The 18,980-nt window shown below is 39.1% G+C and carries 14 protein-coding genes; 9 read left to right on the forward strand and 5 right to left on the reverse strand.

Annotated features, from left to right (window positions below; translation table 11 throughout):
- Nucleotides 1-2 precede the first annotated feature (2 nt).
- The 3 genes from RMZ42_RS31015 to RMZ42_RS31025 all read right to left on the reverse strand — a co-directional run bounded on the left by RMZ42_RS31015 (nucleotide 3) and on the right by RMZ42_RS31025 (nucleotide 4,654).
- The gene (locus RMZ42_RS31015; protein WP_322675022.1) at nucleotides 3-683 is read right to left on the reverse strand and encodes a response regulator transcription factor; all 681 of its coding nucleotides are present in this window, start codon (nucleotides 681-683) and stop codon (nucleotides 3-5) included.
- A complete protein-coding gene (locus tag RMZ42_RS31020; RefSeq protein ID WP_322675023.1) occupies nucleotides 673-2,124 on the reverse strand; it encodes an ATP-binding protein in 1,452 nt (483 codons plus the stop codon). The genes RMZ42_RS31015 and RMZ42_RS31020 overlap by 11 nt, the downstream gene beginning before the upstream one ends.
- Nucleotides 2,125-2,515: 391 nt before the next feature.
- The gene (locus RMZ42_RS31025) at nucleotides 2,516-4,654 is read right to left on the reverse strand and encodes a hypothetical protein (protein ID WP_322675024.1); all 2,139 of its coding nucleotides are present in this window, start codon (nucleotides 4,652-4,654) and stop codon (nucleotides 2,516-2,518) included.
- A gap of 457 nt (nucleotides 4,655-5,111) precedes the next feature.
- Here RMZ42_RS31025 and RMZ42_RS31030 point away from each other — a divergent pair, with 457 nt between their 5' ends.
- From RMZ42_RS31030 to RMZ42_RS31065, 8 genes are all read left to right on the forward strand, one after another.
- Nucleotides 5,112-6,560 carry a hypothetical protein gene (locus RMZ42_RS31030; RefSeq protein ID WP_322675025.1) on the forward strand — a complete coding sequence of 483 codons (1,449 nt, stop codon included), beginning with the start codon at nucleotides 5,112-5,114 and terminating at the stop codon, nucleotides 6,558-6,560.
- The gene (locus RMZ42_RS31035) at nucleotides 6,557-7,849 is read left to right on the forward strand and encodes an O-antigen ligase family protein (RefSeq protein ID WP_322675026.1); all 1,293 of its coding nucleotides are present in this window, start codon (nucleotides 6,557-6,559) and stop codon (nucleotides 7,847-7,849) included. The genes RMZ42_RS31030 and RMZ42_RS31035 overlap by 4 nt, the downstream gene beginning before the upstream one ends.
- Nucleotides 7,850-7,896: 47 nt before the next feature.
- Entirely contained in the window at nucleotides 7,897-9,168 is a 1,272-nt protein-coding gene (locus RMZ42_RS31040; RefSeq protein ID WP_322675027.1) for a lipopolysaccharide biosynthesis protein, read from the forward strand.
- 101 nt (nucleotides 9,169-9,269) lie between these two features.
- Nucleotides 9,270-10,334: a polysaccharide pyruvyl transferase family protein gene (locus RMZ42_RS31045; protein ID WP_322675028.1), complete on the forward strand. Its 1,065-nt coding sequence runs from the start codon at nucleotides 9,270-9,272 to the stop codon at nucleotides 10,332-10,334.
- Between the two features lie 160 nt (nucleotides 10,335-10,494).
- Nucleotides 10,495-11,463, forward strand: a complete 969-nt coding sequence (locus RMZ42_RS31050) for a glycosyltransferase family 2 protein (RefSeq protein WP_322675029.1) — start codon at nucleotides 10,495-10,497, stop codon at nucleotides 11,461-11,463.
- 69 nt (nucleotides 11,464-11,532) lie between these two features.
- Nucleotides 11,533-12,522 (forward strand): glycosyltransferase family 2 protein, encoded by a 990-nt coding sequence (locus tag RMZ42_RS31055; RefSeq protein ID WP_322675030.1) that lies wholly within the window; start codon nucleotides 11,533-11,535, stop codon nucleotides 12,520-12,522.
- Between the two features lie 377 nt (nucleotides 12,523-12,899).
- Nucleotides 12,900-13,922, forward strand: a complete 1,023-nt coding sequence (locus tag RMZ42_RS31060; RefSeq protein WP_322675031.1) for a glycosyltransferase family 2 protein — start codon at nucleotides 12,900-12,902, stop codon at nucleotides 13,920-13,922.
- Between the two features lie 127 nt (nucleotides 13,923-14,049).
- The gene (locus RMZ42_RS31065) at nucleotides 14,050-15,099 is read left to right on the forward strand and encodes a glycosyltransferase family 2 protein (RefSeq protein WP_322675032.1); all 1,050 of its coding nucleotides are present in this window, start codon (nucleotides 14,050-14,052) and stop codon (nucleotides 15,097-15,099) included.
- Between the two features lie 30 nt (nucleotides 15,100-15,129).
- Here the strand turns inward: RMZ42_RS31065 and RMZ42_RS31070 are convergent, their stop codons facing one another.
- Entirely contained in the window at nucleotides 15,130-15,684 is a 555-nt protein-coding gene (locus RMZ42_RS31070; protein ID WP_322675033.1) for a 1,2-dihydroxy-3-keto-5-methylthiopentene dioxygenase, read from the reverse strand.
- A gap of 354 nt (nucleotides 15,685-16,038) precedes the next feature.
- Between RMZ42_RS31070 and RMZ42_RS31075 the strand changes: the two genes are divergently transcribed.
- On the forward strand, nucleotides 16,039-17,484 hold the full coding sequence (locus tag RMZ42_RS31075) for a deoxyribodipyrimidine photo-lyase, 8-HDF type (protein WP_322675049.1): 1,446 nt from the start codon (nucleotides 16,039-16,041) through the stop codon (nucleotides 17,482-17,484).
- 319 nt (nucleotides 17,485-17,803) lie between these two features.
- Here the strand turns inward: RMZ42_RS31075 and RMZ42_RS31080 are convergent, their stop codons facing one another.
- The gene (locus RMZ42_RS31080) at nucleotides 17,804-18,781 is read right to left on the reverse strand and encodes a hypothetical protein (protein WP_322675034.1); all 978 of its coding nucleotides are present in this window, start codon (nucleotides 18,779-18,781) and stop codon (nucleotides 17,804-17,806) included.
- Between the last annotated feature and the right edge of the window lie 199 nt (nucleotides 18,782-18,980).

The following is an 18,980-nucleotide window of genomic DNA, read 5'->3' on the forward strand; positions in this document are numbered from 1 at the left end:
GCTTAAATCAGCCCTTGGCGTACAGCTAAAGCTGCTGCTTGAACGCGATCGTCAACGCTAAGTTTGTTGAGAACCATACGTACATAAGACTTGACGGTTCCGAGTGAGAGGTAGAGTTGGTTTGCAATCTGCTGGTTTGAGCGCCCCTGTGCAATAAGTTTAAGAATCTCGCGTTCGCGATTACTGAGAATAGGTTGCGCTATTACCTGAGATACAGAAGCATCGGGAGCAACAGCGGTTGACCTAAGCATCCGAGCAACTTTTTGAGCGATTAGAGGATCTAAATAAGCGCCACCTTGGAGTATCAATTGAATAACGGCGATGAGCTGTTCCCATTCAATGGTTTTAAGACAGTAACCATCAGCACCAGCTGCAAGCATCCCCATGACCTGAATATCGTCGTCAAAGGCACTTAAGGCTAAAACACAAGTAGTCAAGCAGTTGCTTTTTATATGCTGGGTGGCTGTAATCCCATCCATAACTGGTAGATCGATATCCATTAAAACTACATCTGGTTGGAGTTGACTAGCTAATTCAACAGCTTCTCCACCGTCCAATGCCTCTCCAACTATACTAAAACCAGGTTCTAAGCTAAATTGCCCTTTTATCCCTCGGCGGATTAAAGCGTGATCGTCAACTAATAGAATCCGTACAGTTTTCTTTTCGTCAATATTAGATATCATTATTGCTACATCTGGTTATATTCTGTTCATCGTTACTATCAACTTGATTTATGGCACTTGGGAGAGTAAACCAGAAAGTACTTCCCTCTCCAAGAGAACTTTCAACACCAATGTTTCCTCCGTGAGCCTCAATAATTTGACGACATAAGTACAGACCAAGCCCACTTCTTCCACGATGCCCTCGTCCTTGAATAAAGCGGTGGAACAGCTTTTCCTGAGCTTGCGGTGCAATTCCCAAACCATAATCGCGCACCGAAATCCGCACTTGCTCTTGTTCATAAGGCATTATCTCAATTAGAATTTCCCCGTTAGGCTTACTTACCCGCACAGCGTTATCAAGTAAGTTTTGTAGAACTCTTTGAATTTCTAATTCATCACCATAGACAGCTGGCAGCAATTGAGAAGTTTTACAAATGAAGGCTAACTCACGTGTAGATGTTGCTTTTATCTGACTAATTACTTTAATTAAAATCTTTTCCCAGTTTAGGCGATCGCACATTAAACAAGTGCTGCCTGCTTCATAACGGGAGATATCTAAAAGGAGTTCCACAAGCTTAAGCAAATCCTCATTAGCTTCATGGTACTCTTCAAAAACTTCCTTCCAAGTGTCATTGACTGAACCAAAAGCTCCTCTGAGCATACAGTTTAAAGTGTTACGAGTCGCAAGTAAAGGAATACGTAGGTCGTGGGAAAGTGCAGATATCATGTCTTCAAGCTGTTGGTTACGCACCTCAATACTTTGTTGACGGTGACGAGTCTTATCAGCGATCGCGTTAAGAACTCCAGCTAGTTGCCCGATCTCATCTATAGAAGAATGGGATAGTTGCACTTCCATTTGTCCCGCTTGCCAAAGTTTACAAACTTGTGTCAATTTGTTTAATGGAAGTTTGACTCGCCAATGCAACAACTGGATATTTAAAATTGCTACTAATAAAATGATGAATGTGCTGAAAATATTGATCGCACTGTTAATACTATTCAATTGCTGTATACGATTTTTGCGAACTCTCAAAAGCATCTCTTCGTGCTGAATGAGTTTCTCAATCTCCTTATGCAAAGAATCAAATAAAGTGCTTTTTGTCAAAGCAGAATTCCTTACAGACCCAGAAAGCGCTTTTTGCTTCAACTCCCTTTGCCACTGGTTATAGATATATTTAATTTTATCGAGTTGCTTTATTTGAGCAGGGTTGTCTTGTACGAGATTGTACAGATGGTTGAAGCTGTTGTGGAAGCTGGGCTTCTTCTGACGAGAACTTATCGGATTAGTTTGTCCCTGATTAGAATTTTCTAGAAAACCTTTTTCTTGATTATCTATTACAGCATTAAGTAGACGTTCTCCTTCTCGCCCTATGAATAAAGCATGGGTTATCTGGTTATATGCCTCATGATTTAGGTGTGCTATCAAGAGATTGAAGACTTGCTGTCCAAATAAAAAGAACACTAGCAGTAAAATACTAGTATGCAGAGGGTTTAAAAAATTACCTTTCCTAGATGAGTGAATTAAGAAAGGTATCAAGCTAATAGCTATCACTATTTAATATCTCTACCACCTTAATTAAAGTTACCTAGAATACTACTTAAAACCCTTATACACCAGTACTGAAAAAGCTTTGCTGGTGTTCAGCTGTGATTAAAAAGCGTTAACTATGCGTGTGTTACATATCAATATCCTTCATATTAACAACTTAATTGTATTAAATAATGTAGCAAAAATATACTACTACCTTTTTTACAAAAATTAACATAATGCACAAAAATTAATAATCTTTTAGCTTCGTGGTTTTTTTGCAACTGATGTCAGTTGCGTGAGAGAAAAACACAAGAGTATTTTTTTACGGAGATCCATAGTAGATTCCCCTACCGTTAGTGCCAATAAAGACTAGTCCAAATTTCTGCCAGCTAGCCTCCATGACATTAGGCTCATTGCCCATAGGTTGGTGTAAATAGGCGATATTTATCCATGTTTTTCCTTTGTCGAGAGAGCGAAATACTCCTTCGCCCATACCAGCAATTTCCCCATACAAATACAGTGCAGGAATTTTGCTTCCCTTTTGTGCCTTACCAAGGGCGAATAAGTAAGCTTTCTTCACTTTAGGAATCTGGGCAAATTTTACACCGCCATTTGTTGAGCGATAAAGTCCGTGAGAGTTAAGACTGAGCCAAACTTCGCCATTAACCCCCGGAACTGTTTTGAGCATAGACCAACTTTCAGAAGGCAATAATGAGTTTACAATCTTAAAGGATGCGCCTCCGTTCTTACTGCGGTATAACTTGCCACCACTGTAGTAGTAAAAAGTGTTGCCATCTAATTTGTCAGCTACTAATGGTTGACCCCAGTACCACGGGCCTTTGGGGCCTTTGGGTAACCCTGATACTTTGCTCCAAGAACATCCGCCATTGGTTGTACGAATAGGCTGTCCTTGATTAATAATTGCGACAAATAGATTTGAATTTGTTGCTGACATGGCTACACGCAACGGGATTGTGTTCTTCGGAAACGAGGAAAATTGTTTCCATGTCAGTCCCCCATCTTGCGAAGTTGCTCCCGTATAAGTATTGTTCCACCGATTACCACCAACACGCACCATTTGTGAAGGATTGCTTTCGCTATAAGCAAGACCATAGGTATCCTGGAACCGAGGACTATTTTTGCCGCCAAACTGCGTAGATGGGTAGACATCTAATCCATTGCTGTGGTCAAACCCATCCGTATCAGCAACACCGCTCAACAATTTAGAGCCACTTCGAGGTGAGACTAGGGCGAAGCTAACTAGCTGCTCGTGTCCTTTTTCATAGTTTGACCAAACAGATGACTCTGCGTTGATATTGTCTGTTTGCCATGTTCCATACCAGTCTGTTAACCATAATCGTCCAGCAGCTTTTGGGTCAAACTCAATCGCTGAGGTTGAGGAGGCAAAAAACCACTTAGGCCACCAGGGCACTTGAGGTTTCAAAGTTTGCTTTTTCTGTTGCCATGTAGCTCCACCATCAGTAGATTGAAATATGACACGATTGTTTGTTGTGGAAACATACTGGTCATAAACAATTAAAAGATGATTGGGATTGTTTGGATCTACAGCAATGGCATTAAATGTAGTTTTCGCGTTACTTGGTGTGATATCGCTCCAAATACTGTTTGCATATTTGCTGACACCCGACGTATGCGTTACATACAGAACTTTGTCTTTTGCCAGAGCCATTCGATTCACTTTTGATGGGCTTCCTGGTATTTTGCTCCAGGTAACACCCGCATCAGTGGATTCATATATGCCATTTCCATAGGCATTGGCATAGACTAGTTCAGATACATTTTTGCTAAATACAATACCTGTAATTCCAATCTTTGTTTCCGGCTTTTCGGGAAAAGAGCTAACCTTGCCCCATGTTGTACCACCATCTGAAGACTTCCATAGCCCATTCAATCGCGAACCAAATAAAATAACATTGGAATTAAAAGGATTAACGGCTAGCCTCTCTCCGAGCCAACGTTTAGTTTCATTGCCACCCATTGGCAAGTCTATTTTCAGCTTATTCCAGGTTTGACCGCGATCGCTCGATTTGAAGATTGTTCCTAATCCACCCCAACTAGTAGTATATTTCCCTGCTGCGATGTATACAATATCTGGGTTATTTGGGTCAAGTGCTAAGGCTTCTCCCCCGTAGTAATTGCTGTGTTGCAAGCTAAATATATCTGTTAGCGGAATCCATTTGTAATCTTTTGAATTCCAACGATAAAAGCCACCCATATCAGTTCTGATGTAGGCTAAATTTTGCTCTCGTGGATGCAAATAAATGCCTGTAACATAACCACCTCCTCCAATAGAGACATTATTCCAGTGATACCTTGATGTAGTACTCCAACTAGACTTGAGGGGTGTAAATTTGACGATAATAGCCAGCGCAAGTATAGCAATACAAATTGTTTTCCCTAGCAGTCTCCAGAAACGGCGATCGCTCATTGCTATTTTCATGGTATTTGCACGTATTTATTTTAATTGACGTTACAGGAAGTAAATTAAAGTCAAGTAAATCAGGTACAGATCGATACTTCTCGGTTAGCCCAATTAAGTAAGTCTGCGAGAAAAAACCTAACTAGGTTACGAAATGTAAATACACCTAAAACCCTTACAAATGACTAAGGACAAATGACAAATGACAACCCTCACTGCTTATCTTTATTTGCACCTACTTAAGTGGATATCCGGGTGGATAATTTTATTGAACCCTAGAGGATGCTGTCTGCATGGATGCAATATTGACCATCAGGCGGTTTTGTCATTGCTGTTTAGGAAGGAAACTTTACTAAGAATTATTAATCACTTTTTAAGTAACAATGTAGTACGATCCTGTAAGTTTACTTAGGCAAATCGTAAAACCCACCTAGACTTTGTAATTCCGCAGCCAATTCCCGACTTTAGAGGATTTTTAATGGCCAATCATACAGAAATCTCTGCGGGTTACCCTAGCAGTTTGAGAAAATTAGTAGCGAGAAAAGGATGTTGGCAGCGTTACTTACTTCTAGGTATAACAACAAACATAGCATTTTGGGCTGCAACTTTTCTTTATCTAAAACTTACACCACCGACCTACACTAGTTCTTCAGCTATTAATCTGCCAGGAGCATGGTCAAATGCCAATATTAATCTACCAGACATTGGCTATGCTAATTATGAAAATGTGTCTCCATACGCTGCTCTTTCTTCTCAAGATCCAAGAGAAATTTATAAATTTATAGCTGAAAGCGAACCTATATTAAGATCGGCAGCCGAGCAACTTAATATGTCTTTAGAAGAGTTTGGCAAACCTCGGCTCAAGCTAATAATTAATACTTCCATGATGAGCGTTGACTTCGAAGGCGCGAGTCCCCAGGAAGCTCAAAATAAATCTTTAGCTTTTTACAAAGCCTTGCAAACAAGACTCAACAAGCTACGAAATCAAGAAGCTGTTCAAAGAGATATAGGTTATCAAACGTCCCTGATTTCTTCGCAAAAAAAATTAGCAGATGCTCATAAGCGGCTTTCCGATTACAAAGCACGTTCGGGTTTGAATTCTGAAGATCAAATTAAGGATTTGACAACCAACATTGAACAGCTCCGCAGACAACGAGCTGAAATAATCGGTCAACAGCAACAGGCTACTACTCGTTTGGCACAATTATCGAATAATTTAAAACTATCTGCTGGACAAGCTACAGATGCTTTTACCCTTCAAACAGACCAGATATTTCAACAAAACTTAAAAAATTATAGTGATGCTAGCGCTTCTTTGGTAGTTTTAGAATCCAAATTTCTGCCTAGCCATCCGACATTAATTACAGAGAAAGCGAAAAGAGACGCTGCTCAAGAGGCCCTGCTAGTTCGAGGTCAGTCTCTTTTAGGGCGAAAATTCACTTTGGCAGTTCTAAAGCAATTAAGCCTTAGTAGCAATAACTCTGGTAACAACGTTCCTCGAGACGCTCTTTCCCAAGAACTAGTTATAGTTCAGGCAGACCAAAAGGGATTCACTGCTCAAGCTCAAGCAATAGAACAACAGATTAACCAGCTTGAGAGTAGGCTCAAGAATTTAACACAGTTGGAAAGCACCTTGGATTCGTTGAAGCGAAATACGCAAATTGCTGGAGCGGTCTTTTCTTCAAATTTGACCAGACTGGATATTGGTAAGTCGAATACTTTTGGATCTTATCCACTGATTCAACTTGTTATACAGCCTACATTACCTGAGAAACCGACTTCACCAAAAGATAAATTAGTTTTACTAGGTTCAACTTTAGGCTCCCTTTTCGTATCCCTTGGACTGGTATTACTTTGGTGGCGCGAACGTAAAAATTTAATATCTGATAAGACTGTGAGTACAGAGAGGAAGAGAATGGAACAATGAAACCTCAAAACTTTGAAGAAAGTCTTGTTTGGTATTGGATAATTAGTACCTATGTATTTTATTTTATTGGTATTTTATATCCTGTAAATTTTGTATTAGCCTGGATACTGTTTTTTTACTTATGTAAGCGGCTTTGGAACCAAACAGCGCAAACTCGTATTGAAAAAAGAATCAAAGTTTATTGGATACATTGGGTTTGGATTGTCTCTATTCTGATCGTAGCGATCGCTACAATTGTAGGCTGTATAACTTATGATGTAGGTACAAATCAAACTCTTAGGTCATTGATTAACTGGTTTACAGATTGGGCTTTGCTAGCACTATTTCCATTAAGCGGCTGTCTCAATATTCGACCACAACTAATCTATAGGGCCGTCTGCATCTTATGTCTTCAAAGTTTGATTTTAATTCCCTTTTTTTATCTAGCTTGGATACTAAAGTTACCTGCACACCTATATTCTTCTCCAATTGAAAGATTAATCCAGAATGGTGAGCTTTTTTACAACGTAAATCTCTATGGTAGTGATTACGGTACGAATGATATCCGTCTATTTCTATTTGCACCTTGGGCACCTGCGCTCGGTCTTATTGGAAACATCTACTTCTTCCTTGCTATTGAAGAACGTAACAACAAGTGGCGCTGGATTGGTATAGCTGGCTCTTTAGCGATGAGTATAGTATCTGTTTCTCGCTTATCTTTTATAGCTTTACCAATAGTTTTCATATTAGTTTTGTTACTTACAAAAATTACTAAACCTACTACACAAATTGCACTTGGATTTGTTAGCTTTTTAGCAGGTATTTTTAGCACGGCACTTCTTGGTACTATTAGGGATGCTAAAGAAGCATTTTATAATGCTAGACCGGACTCTTCACGAGTGCATGAAGCTTTAGGTATGATTGCCTTGGAGAAATGGAAAGAAGCTCCTATATGGGGTCATGGTTTTCGAGAAGCACCAGGGCCTAAAGCATTAGCGGAAATGCCTATCGGCTCTCACCATACTTGGTTTGGTCTCTTGTTTGTGAAAGGGATAGTTGGCTTCATCGCTTTTTTAGTACCAATTTTATTGAGTTTTATAGTTTTGCTGATTAAAGCACAGAAAAGCACAACTGCTAGGGTAGCATTATATTTTCTTGTCACTCTATTACTTTTTACATTTAATGATAGCCAAGAGGTTTTAGGTTACTTATACTATCCCGGTTTAATTATTATGGGAATTGCATTTAAAGAAGAAGTGCAGCTTCCTAAATCTTCTCTTAATAAGAAGCCTGAAGCTGCTTATACTTAAATTTAAAATTGATAAAAAATATTTAATTTTCTATTAAGGATGCCCTCATGTTAATCAAAAAGCTAAGGCAAAAAGTATCTAGTCAATATGTGCGTAATATTGGTTGGATGGGGGGAGCAGAGTTAGTAAATCGTGTTTTCCGATTGGGAACAACAGTTACTTTATCTCAACTGTTAAATCCTTACGATTATGGATTGATAGCAATCGTTTTGACTACCAATGAATTCGCAACTGTTTTTACCTTAAGAGCTGGAATTGGCTCTAAGATTGTTCAGGCAGCAGAGAAGGATCTGAAAATTATTTGTCAGACATCCTACTGCCTTAATTGGATACTATGTGGAGTAATGTTTATTCTTCAGTGTCTTGCCGCTTTACCAGTTGCTTTGTTTTATAGTAATAACCAAGTTATCTTGCCTATCTGCATTATGGCATTAGTTTACTTAATGCTACCAATCTTTGCAGTTCAATCTGCCTTAATCCAGCGAGAGAACCGCCTGAAAATCACAGCATTATGTAATGCTACTCAGTCGTTTCTAATCAATATTCTCACTATATGTTTAGCTCTATTAGGGATGGGAATGTGGGCTGTTGTTATACCTATTGTTATTACGACTCCAGTCTGGATTGTTATCAATCTAATGAATCATCCTTGGCGTCCTACTATGTTCTTTAGTTTTAATAAGTGGCAGGAAGTTGTTAGTTATGCTAGAAATATTCTTGGCGTTGAGTTACTAAATAAGCTAAGAGCTAATCTTGATTACCTGATTATTGGACGTTTTTTAGGAGTCCAGGCGCTAGGAATTTACTATTTTGCTTTCAATGCTGGCTTAGGAATCAGCATGAATGTAATAAATACAATGACTTGGTCTTTATACCCGCATCTTTGTGCTGCTCGGGGAAACGTTAAGCAGCTTCGAGAACGTTATTTTAGTAGCCTCAAAACATTTGCCTTAATTGTCTTTCCATTGGTTTTGCTACAGTCAAGTCTAGCTCCATTTTATGTCCCAATTGTTTTTGGGCAAAAGTGGATAACAGCAATTCCAGTATTGATAGTTATCTGCTTGTCAGCCATACCACGCCCATTTGCTGATGGCGCTTCTATGTTACTTAACTCTGTAGATAAAAGTCATATTAATCTTTACTGGAACTTAATTTTTACTGTAATTTTTACAATTTCATTACTAGTAGCTGTGAAATGGGGAATTTTTTGGGTAGCTGTTGCGGTATTCATGGCTCATATATTAGCATTACCTCTTTACAGCATTTGGGTTAGTAAATATGTTTTATCTAGAACTCAATCTTTATCAATTGCAAAATAAAAACTAAAGCTGAGTAAAAATTTGGCTTTTTAGAAAAATACCTTTTTCTAACTACACTCATTCATTGAGACATAACGAATAACAACGAGGAACTAAAATTAATGGCTACCCCCCAACCGGAACAGCTGAAAGAACTTCTGCATAAATCACTAGGGAAATTAGAGACATTTCCAGAGTGTGCATTACTAGACTATCCTGACTATCCTAATATTGGCGATCACCTTATCGGGTTAGGTACTATACTTTATTTAATTAATGTGCAAAAAACAAAAATTAAATATACTGCTAGTCCTAATAACTTTTCTAGCAAAGTAATGGAAGAAAGAATTGGAAAAGCTCCTATTTTTCTGCAAGGAGGAGGGAATTTAGGCGATCTTTGGACTGCTCATCAAAAATTTCGCGAACAGATTATTTCTAAATACCGAGATCGACCAATAATTATCCTACCACAAAGTATTTATTTTGTTGAACCTACCAATTTAATAGAAGCAGCAAATGTATTCAACTCACATCCTAATTTGACTTTGTTTGTACGTGACGAATATAGCTATGAACTTGCTCTAAAATATTTCTACAACTGTCAGGTAATTAAAGCACCTGATATGGCTTTTCAAATGGTCAATCTACCTGGCCTCTTATCTAGGTCTAACCGTAGTAACTCTATTTTATATCACTATAGAAATGACAAAGAGTTGAATCAAAGTAATTCTCAGACTTCTATCGATCTCCCTAATTTAGTTGTAGAAGATTGGACTTCTTTCAAATATGACACAACTGAACGTATGGAGCGAATTCGGGAAGGCTTGCAAAAAGGTACAGTGATTCCTGGTGAGTGGATATATCGACATCTTTGGAAATACTTCCATCATTATTCCTTTGGATTCAATAGCTTATATAACTCCTCAATGCATCTTAAATCCTTAAGTTATATGCATCATGGGATGTATCAATTTAAACAGCATCGTCTAATTATTACAAACCGCCTGCACGGACATATTCTCTGCATTCTTATGGGTATTCCTCATGTCTTTCTACCTAATGCTTACCATAAAAATGAGGCATTTTATCAAGCTTGGACTTACTCAATTCCCTTTTGCAGATTTGTAAAAGAATCTTCACAAATTCAGGTGGCTGCACAAGAACTTTTGGAACTATTCCCAAACTAACTGGTTTATGCTCTGCCTACACGAAAAATTACAAAAATTTTTCTACTTTCCATCTGGTTAAACTCTATGACCGAAAACGACTCATGATACAGAGCAACTAAATTTATTTATAGGGATCATTAATTTTGAATTTTGAATTTTGAATTCGGAGCGAAGCAACGTGACAACTATATCCGTTATTATTCCCGCTTACAATGCTGAACGCACTATTTTAGAAACAATAAAATCCGTTTTTCAACAAACCTTTTCTGATTTTGAGTTAATTATTATTAATGATGGCTCAACCGACCGGACTTTAGAACTATTGAAGACTGTTGAAGATTCTCGTCTCAAGATTTTTTCATACAGCAATGCTGGTCTATCAGTAGCTCGTAATCGTGGTATTTTCCATGCCACGGGAGAATTTATGGCATTTCTCGATGCCGATGACTTATGGACACCTGATAAATTAGAGCTACAACTAGCAGCATTGCAAAAACATCCAGAGGCAGGACTTGCTTATAGCTGGACTCTGAACATGAGTGAAACAGCAGAGATTTTTCACCCTGGTCATAATGTAGTCTACGAAGGTAATGTGTATGACAAATTATTACTTAGTAACTTTATTTCCAATGGTTCTAATCCTTTAATTCGTAAACAAGCAATTGAATCTGCTGGAGAATTCGACCCAACTCTTTTTTCCGTGGAAGATTGGGATTATTGGTTTCGTGTAGCACAGCACTGGGATTTTGCAGTAGTTCCCAAACCTCAAATTTTCTATCGTCACTCTTCAAAATCTATGTCAACAAAAGTTGAGAAGATGGAGAAATATTTGCTTATTGTCTTGGAGAGAGGCTTTCAAGCAGCACCGCCAGAGTTACAAAATCTTAAAAATCAAAGCCTAGCAAATATCTATCAATATTTAACGGGTATGGAACTAGCTCATGTGACTAATAGAGAACAGCTCAACCAAGCTGGTCGTAAATTGTGGAAGACGGTTTCTTTATATCCTCAGATTTTGCGAGAAAGAGTAACTCAGCGTTATTTAATGAAATGGCTAGTAATGCAAGTCCTTTCTCCTCAAATTGCTAAGTACTTGACTCGACCTTTTTCTTTGGCTAGGTCTGTTGCGGTTCCAAGGCTGCAATAGAGGCTGTTATTAGAAAGCAACCTTTTGATACTAATTAGCTAGTAGAATTTAGCAACTTATTGAAATCATATGCCAACTATATCTGTCATTATTCCCGCTTATAATTCTGAGCGCACAATTGTCGATACAATTGTCTCAGTACAACAACAAACTTTTTCTGATTTTGAGATAATTGTTATCAATGATGGTTCAACAGACGGAACTCTTAAGCTACTGGATGAGTTGAAAGATAGTCGTATAAAAGTCTTTTCCTATGAGAATGGAGGTTTATCAGTAGCTCGTAATCGTGGTATTTCTCATGCTAAGGGAGATTTTATAGCCTTTCTTGATGCTGACGATTTATGGACAGCCGACAAGCTAGAACTTCAGTTAGAAGCTTTGCAAAAAAATCCAGAAGCAGGTGTTGCTTATAGCTGGACTTATTTTATGGATGAACAAACTGGAAATTGCCATCTGGATCGGCCGATCTTTTTCCAAGGTAAGGTTTTGGCGAATTTATTAACCTGGAACTTTATTGCTAGTGGTTCAAATCCCTTAATCCGTAAGCAAGCGATTGAATCTGTAGGAGAGTTTGAACCTTCAGTATCAGGAGCAGCAGACTGGGATTATTGGCTACGTTTAGCTGCAAAATGGTCGTTTGTTGTAGTTAGCAAACCGCAGATTTTTTATCGTCAATCTTCAAATTCAATGTCATCTAAAGTTGAATTTATGGAAAACTGTCAGTTCCAAGTATTGGAGCGAGCTTTTCAATCAGGATCGCCAGAAATTCAAATACTGAAAAATTATAGTTTAGCTTATGTTTACCGATATTCTTGTAAGCTATGCTTAACAAGAATTACAGGTGATGAAGGAGTTGAAAAAGCAAGTCAAAAATTGGGGAAGGCAATTCAGCTATATCCAAAAATTCTCCTGGAAAAGGAAACTCAAAAGCTAATTATTAAATTGTTGTTGAAAAAAATACTTGTAGAAAATATTTCTGCATACTTGCTCCAGATTATTAGTAAAATTCGCGTTGCTCACGTTCAAAAGTTGAATATTCATGAAAAAAGAATCGGTTGAGGTAAGTTGTAGTACTTGCCACTTGGTAACTCAATGGGATAGTTACTCAGTCTTATTCTGGATAATGGTGGAGCGATCGCTTGCTAAAAATTTCAATCAGACTATCCACACGTAGACAAAATGTATCATTAACTACAATAATTGCTTGATAACGCATACTAGAAGGAAATATCTTACATTATCCGGTGAAAAGTTAGGAAGTGGGATTCGTCCTATAATTAGACGGATAGCCAAGTGGATAAATATCTCACTTTTTTAGATGCTATCACTAGAAGGTGCGATCGTATCCATCAGATAGTATTCCCATTGCCATATCAAAGATTACTGTACTACTAGTAAAACCTGAGAGCAAACTGAAACTAAAGTCAGTCTAGAAAATGAAAAAAGTTTCTGTAATTATTCCGGTTTATGGAGTCGAAAAATATATAGCTGCTACTGTACAATCTGTTCTTGAGCAAACCTATACAAATTTCGAGCTTCTAATTATCGATGATGCTTCTTTGGACAGGAGTATAAATATTTGTCAGCAATTTACTGACCCCAGAATTAAAATTATTCGTCAGGCAAATCGAGGGGTATCTGGAGCTAGGAATACTGGTATTCGCCATGCTCAAGGAGAATATTTAGCTTTTTTGGATGGAGATGATCTTTGGTTGCCAGAAAAGTTAGAAAAACAAATTGCTCACTTAGAAAATTCACCAGCAGTCGGTGTTAGCTTCAGTCGTTCTGCTTTTATTGATGAAGCTGGACAAGCTTTAGGTACGTATCAGATGCCCAAGCTTAAAGAAATCACGCCATCCTATTTGCTCAGTTGCAATCCGGTTGGTAATGGCTCGGCTGCGGTAATGCGCAGAGAAGTTTTGGAAGCGATTAAATTTCAAGATAATCTTTACGGTACTAATGAAGATTGTTATTTTGATGAACGCTTACTCCAATCAGAAGATAACGAATTTTGGATTCGTATTTCCATTAAAAGCAATTGGCAAATAGAGGGCATTCCAGAACCCTTGACCTTGTATCGGGTTAATTCAAAAGGGCTTTCAGCAAATATGCTCAAGCAGTTAGATTTTTGGGAAAAGCTAATTGAAAAGACACGCTCCTACGCTCCAGAAATATTTACTCAAGAGGAAACACTAGCTAGAGCTTACCAGTTGCAGTATTTAGCTCGTAATGCCGTAAGACTACGAGAAGGTTTAATGGCTGTAAAATTAATTAATCGGGCGTTAATAGCTGATTGGCATATTCTTCTTGAAAATCCCAAAAGTACACTTTTGACACTGGTAGCTGCCTATTTACTTTTACTCTTACCTCAAAATGTTTACAATAAATTTGAAGCTCTGGTTTCAAATAATATAGTAGGGGCTAACCAAAAACGTCGTATTCTTCAAGAAAATATCTAGAAATAATTAATAACTTTTCTATAAATAATTAAGAAGTTTCTATGCTAAAGCATAATTAGATTTCTTAATAATGCATAGTAAATTTAATTAGATATTAATTAAATTAAATCAATGGGAATAGTCAACAATGAAGAAAGTTTCTATCATTATTCCGGTTTACAAAGCAGAAAAATATATAGCTGCTACACTGCAATCGGCTCTTGAACAAACTTACGAGAACTTCGAGATTTTAATTATTGATGATGGTACTCCTGATAAAAGTATAGAAATTTGTCAGCAATTTACAGACCCTAGAATTAAAATTATTCGTCAAAAAAATCGGGGTCTACCTGGGGCAAGAAATACTGGGATTCGCCATGCACAGGGAGAATATTTAACTCTTTTAGATGCTGATGACTTATGGTTGCCAGAAAAATTAGAAAAACACGTTAAGCATTTAGATAATTCGCCTAATGTCGGGGTAAGCTTTAGCCGCTCTGCTTTTATTGATGATAATGGCAACCCTTTAGGTATTTATCAAATGCCTCAGATGGAAGGAATAACTCCAGCAATTGTCTTTTGCCGCAATCCAATTAGCAATGGTTCGGTAGCAGTAATTAAAAGAGAAGTTTTTGAAGCTATTGAATTCCAAGACAATCTTTACGGTACAGTTGAAAATTTTTATTTCGATGAGCGATCGCGCCATCCTAATGGTGACACAACAGATGTTGAATGTTGGTTTCGGATGTCTGTTAAGAGCGATCTGGAAATAGAGGGTATTCCTGAAGCTTTGACCTTATATAGGGTAAATTCAGGGGGACTATCAGCAAACGTTCTCAAGCAGTTAGATGCTTGGGAATTAATGGTTAGTAGGGCACGCTTATATGCTCCAGAAATAGTTAATCAATGGGAAACACTAGCTAGAGCCTATATGTTGCGTTACTTAGCCCGCAGAGCAGTCAGCCTGCAAGATGGTGCAATGGCTGTGAAGTTGGTGAATCAAGCATTAGCAACCAACTGGCATATTCTCTCTAAAGAACCACGCCGTACACTTTTGACCCTAGGAGCTGCCTATTTCCTTCGTCTTTTGCCCCAGTTCCTTTACAGTCGAATCGAGACTGTTGCTTTAAAGACTACAGGATATACTCAAAGACAGCGCATTTCACAAGGCTTAGGGGGGAGCAACGCGATTTCGTGACCTCGGCCAAAGGACGTGCATAAATGAGCTTTAACGCGGCTTTTGGAGCGAATCACTCATTTGAGTCCCTGTATAATTGGGAACCCAACCTTCTGCGATCGCAAAATAGCGTATCCCTTTGAAATTCAACGATGCAGTTGGGCTGCACCAATGCTCAACTCCAGCCGGGATGTAGAGATAGTCTTGTGCCTGAACTAAAAGCTGTACCTGGCTGCCATCAGGTTGCACGAAGCCATAAATCATTTCTCCTGACAACACATACAGGGGTTCAGGCGCAGGATGAGTATGATAACGACCGTAGGTTGCGATCAGGTGGTGAAGATTGAACGAACCTGGATGCACATTTAGTAAGTCACACCAGAGAGCGCCATTTTCTTGCTGAAGAAATTCAAAAACGCTGTTGTGGAGTTCTACGCAATAACGTTTCTCGGTCTCAGTTAAAACGTCCTGGTCTCGCAGATTAGGGAAGAGTAGCGATGTTCCTGGGTCGTAGTGTTTGAGTTGAATGCCAAGAGGCGCAAGTTCGCGGGCTATTTCGTCTAAATCGCTCTCAATCGTACCGTCGTCAAGTAGTAGGTTAGCCATGACAAAAAGACTAATTAACTGTTAAGAAGAGTATACTCAATTTTGAAATGAAAAGCCACTATTCCCGACTGAGAAACCGGGGAATGAGGGATGGTGAATAGGGAATAGGGCATGGGGCATGGGCAATAGAGAATGTATACAAAAACTAAGATAAGGCTTCCTTAGATCAAAATTTTAGAGGGACAACAAAAATAACCAATGCCCAATGCCCAATACCCAATGTCCAGTGCTCAATGCCCAATGCCCAATACCCAATACCCAATACCCATTAAAAGAATAAATTTATCGCCAGAATGATGCTTATTGGTACCACTAGCATCTAAGCTAGTACGGGTGAACTATATCCAGCATGGAATGTCTGACTTAATTCTGTTTTGGCATCGGCGCGATTTACGCATTTCTGATAATACGGGACTGGCTGCGGCAAAACGGCAAAGTCCGAAGGTAGTGGGCGTGTTTTGCCTAGATCCAAATCTTCTGGAACGGGATGATGTTGCTCCTGTGAGAGTAACTTATATGATTGGCTGTTTGCAGAAACTCCAAGAGCGATATGCTCAAGTTGGTAGCCAGTTGTTAATACTCCACGCCGATCCTGTACAAGCGATACCAGCTTTAGCCGAAGCAATAAATGCCAAAGCTGTTTTTTGGAATTGGGATGTAGAGCCTTATTCACAAGAACGCGATCGCACCATTATAAATGCCCTCAAAGAAAAAGGTATTGAGTTTCTTAACCAAAACTGGGATCAAATCCTCAACTCTCCAGAGGAGTTACGCACGGGTAGTAACAATCCTTACACGGTTTACACACCCTTCTGGAAAAATTGGATTGCCAAACCGAAAGCTCAACCAGTAGAAACACTGCAAAATGTTGAGGGATTAACGGAAGCCGAACAGGAAATTGCCAAACTTGCAGGAGCGATCGCACTACCTTCAGCGAAAGATTTAGGATTTATTTGGGATGAACAATTAATTATTTCACCAGGAGAAGCGGCGGCACAAGAACGATTAGAAGAATTTACAAATAAAGCTATTACTGAATATCAAGAACAGCGCAATTTTCCCGCAGTTGACGGAACATCACAACTGAGTGCAGCTTTAAAATTTGGCGTAATTGGCATTCGCACCGTTTGGCAAGCCACTATAGAGGCACAGGAAAATAGCCGCAGTGAGGAAACAGCAGTTAATATCCGCACATGGCAACAGGAATTAGCTTGGCGGGAGTTTTATCAACACGCAATGTACAACTTCCCGGAATTAGCTGATGGTGCTTTCCGCGACGCCTTTAAAAACTTTCCTTGGCAAACTAACGAAGAACATTTCCAAGCTTGGTGTGAGGGGAGAACAGGCTATCCCATTGTAGATGCAGCAATGCGCCAGATGAATGAAAGTGGCTGGATGCACAACCGTTGTCGAATGATTGTTGCCAGTTTCCTTACTAAAGACTTGCTAATTAATCCCCAATTGGGAGAAAAATACTTTATGCAGCACCTGATTGATGGTGATTTATCTGCCAATAATGGCGGTTGGCAATGGAGTGCTTCTAGCGGTATGGACCCCAAACCTGTGCGGATTTTCAACCCAGCCAGTCAAACACAAAAATTCGATCCAGATGGGGAATATATTCGGCAATGGGTATCAGAATTGCGGTCTGTAGATCCAGAATATTTAGTTACTGGGAAAATTCCACCTTTAGAACGTCATGCTGTTGGCTACCCTGACCCAATTGTGGATCATAAAATACAGCAACAGCAGTTTAAACTGCGTTATCAACAGCAAAAAATCCTTAGTAGTGGTGAGTAAAATTGCTAATTTTTTAATGTTTATTGATAGTATTTTTGGCTAATCAACCTTCCGTCAAAAATGTTTGTAGTCAAGACTTTAATCCTGATTTTGTTCATATAGTGCTTTGGATAAAAGATTAAAGTCCTTACTACAAACTTATGGGTATTTTGATATATATAGGACTCATATTTGATTTTTGAAAAAAACTCAGTACAGCTTTATTCCTTCTTCCCAGTCCCCAGTCCCCATTACCCCTTATCCCCAGAGGGGGCCCCACCATCCCCAGTCCCTAGTCCCTACGATTAATTCAGAAATCAAATCAGATTGCTATATGACATTATGTCTTGACAGGTAAATGAGAAATTGTCCATAAGATGAGTAGGAAGATTAAGTAAATTGCACCAACTAATCCAAACTCAATCAGAGGAATGTAGGTTACTTCGTAAATTCTGCCCAAGCCGCGTTCAGTCAGTGCATAAACGGCCAGGACACTCACTAAAAAGGCTCCGTAGATAGTACGTTTAGCCCAGATAGCCACAGGTAAACCGTGAAGCTGAGTAAGCACGAGAATACCAAAAAAACCAAAGAGAAATGTGGGCCACTTGCTTTGTCCTAGTATTAATGACACGATTACACTATGTAAAAGCACTGAAGCCTCCAAAGTAAATGTCCACCAACGGTTTACATGGGTGCGGTTAAAAATCAAGGAAGATTGGAGCAGAAGCAAGAACATATAGAGAAAACCAATCAAGTGCCCCAAAGTCGCTTCCATTGGGTGATACCAGAAGGTGTAGATAGCGGCGAAGGAGAAAAAATAGCCGTGGTATAGTTTGATAATTTGCAAAAACTGTTGATGGAAGGGAACAGAATTGCCAAAAAATAAACCGCGTCGAGGTGTTTCTAAAATCAGTACGAAGACTAGTAAGAGTACAACTGCACCTTGAGAAGCCCAAATTGAAGTATCTTGAGCTAGAGCGTCGTACCAAATATATGTTTGGAGAAAGTGTAAAGCAATGAATCCACCATTGATGGCAAGCATGAGGTAATTTATCGGGTGCAACGCTGATTTGTATTTCAACTGCGATCGCTGCGCCCACAAGATACACGCCCAGATGCTAAACTGATGCCCAATGTACATACCCCAAGCCGTTGCTCGACTCCAAAAGGTTGGTTGGGGAAGTTTCCAGTAGTACCAGTTTAATCCTTGGTCAGGAAGTTTGATAATGCTTGCAGGAATGCTCCCACCGATCCAAATTCCGTAGGTGAGGAGGATGCTTACAAAGATACCTAAAAATAATACTCGGCGACCAGTCATAGTAATTTTAGATTTTAGATTTTAGATTTTAGATTAAAAATTTTTAATACAACGTGAGTTCGACAAGCCCTTTTTTGACCTCTCCCCCAACCCCTCTCTGACACCGAGAGGGGAGCCAAAACCCTAATTTCTCGTTGCTCCTCCCTTTCCCCGTGGGAGAGGGAGGCTGGGAGGGAGAGGTTCATCGAACTCACGTTAA

The organism is Nostoc sp. DedQUE05 (genome assembly GCF_034530955.1).
Lineage (GTDB): Bacteria > Cyanobacteriota > Cyanobacteriia > Cyanobacteriales > Nostocaceae > Nostoc.